A 1,745-nucleotide genomic window follows, 5' to 3' on the forward strand; every position below is an offset into this window, starting at 1 on the left:
ATCCTCGACGTGCAGGGGTATTACACAGCGAACATCGACGGCACCTCTGCTGGCGGCTTCATCCCCGTCGCAGGGAAGCGGGTTGTGGACACCCGCTCCGGGCTCGGCACCGCCAAGGCATCGATCGCGCCGGGTAAGAGCATCGACGTGCAGGTAGCGGGTACCAATAGCATTCCATCAGACGCATCAGGTGCCGTCGTGAACCTGATCGCTATCAACTCTACGAACTTGGACGGCAACCTCACGCCCTACGCTGCCGATTCACCGAGACCGCAGAACTCGCTGCACTACGCCCCTTCGGAGACCACCTCAGTCCAGGCGCAAGTTGCCCTCTCTCCGACCGGCAAGATGACGATTGCGAACTCATCGACCACGATCAACCTTGTCGTGGATCTGCAGGGCTACTTCACTGCCGCAGGTAAGTCCGGCGCGAGCTTCACGCCCGCCACCGGCCGCGCCTACAACTCACGCGCAACCGGAAATACCCCGCTAGCGAAGAACGAAACCCGTTCCATCCAGATTGCCGGCCAAGCTGGTGTTCCCGTGATGGGTTCGGGGATCACCGCCGTAGTGCTGACCCTCATCGTCTCGCACGGCGGCAGCGACGGCCGTGCCACCGTTTGGGCTGACGGCACAACCAAACCCGACACCACCGCGATCAACTTCCAGACAGACGATATTCGCACCAACACCATCACTGTCCCCCTCGGCGCCAACGGCAAAATCGACCTCAACAACGTAGCGGACGCGACGCACTACATCGTGGACGTTCAGGGTTGGTATGTGGACACGATGGCCCCGACAATCTCCTGCCCGACCGAATACAAAGCTGGCAGTTGGACGACGCATTCGGATGGCGCTGACATCGTCTGCAAAGTCACAGCGCACCCCTCAGCGGACTCAGACTCTTACCTGATCACGCTCTTGAACGACGACCCGATCGACACCCTGCCACTCACCAGCGACAACGGTGCGTCGGTCAACGTCACCATCCCTGGCACACCCGGCTGGCATCGCGTTACGGCAATCATCACCAACGCTATGGGCGACACCGAAGAGCAAGAGTTCGCATTCGGACTAAACGCAACAGCCCCAAGCGCCACCCTCACGGCGATCGAGAACGCCACTCCCGAGTCCCTCATGGATTTGTCATCTCTGAAAAAGACCACCAGCGGCGCAGTGGCAATCCAGACGACCGATGAGGTAGCCGTAACGGTTCCGAATAGCGCCACGGACAGAATCACCTTGGATCCCACCGCCTCCGATTCCGCAAGCACCATCCTCTCAGCGGCCCTTCCTTTCGCCGCCGGAGCAACCGCTGCTGTTTCCGAAACAGACGGCGTCGTTTCCTACAACAATCAAAACGGCTCTAGCACCGTACCCATCGTGCACTCAGACGGCGCCGTTCAAGTCGCCACCGTGATCGAAACAGCTCAAGCCCCGACCCGCTTCGCGTATCCTCTGGGCCTGCCGGAAGGTAGCCAAATCGCGACGACCGAAGACGGGGCGCTGGTTATCACGGATAGCTCCGGCTTCTTTATCGGCTCCTTGAACGCGCCGTGGGCGAAGGATGCACGAGGCGCTGACGTTCCAACGCGCTACGAGGTCGATGGTGACACCGTTACGCAGGTGGTCGACATTAGCAATGTGGACAGCTTCCCCGTGGTTGCCGACCCTGATCTTTGGACCACTATCAAGAATGTAGCGGGTTGCGCTCTCGATATCGCGTCTTGGACCCTACCGGC

General features: G+C 60.3%; 1 pseudogene. It reads left to right on the forward strand.

Features of this window, described 5'->3' with window-relative positions:
• A pseudogene (locus BACI9J_RS23515) lies at positions 1–1,745 on the forward strand (hypothetical protein); the annotation flags it as partial.

It is taken from the genome of Arthrobacter sp. 9V, assembly GCF_902506065.1.
Taxonomy (GTDB): domain Bacteria; phylum Actinomycetota; class Actinomycetes; order Actinomycetales; family Micrococcaceae; genus Arthrobacter.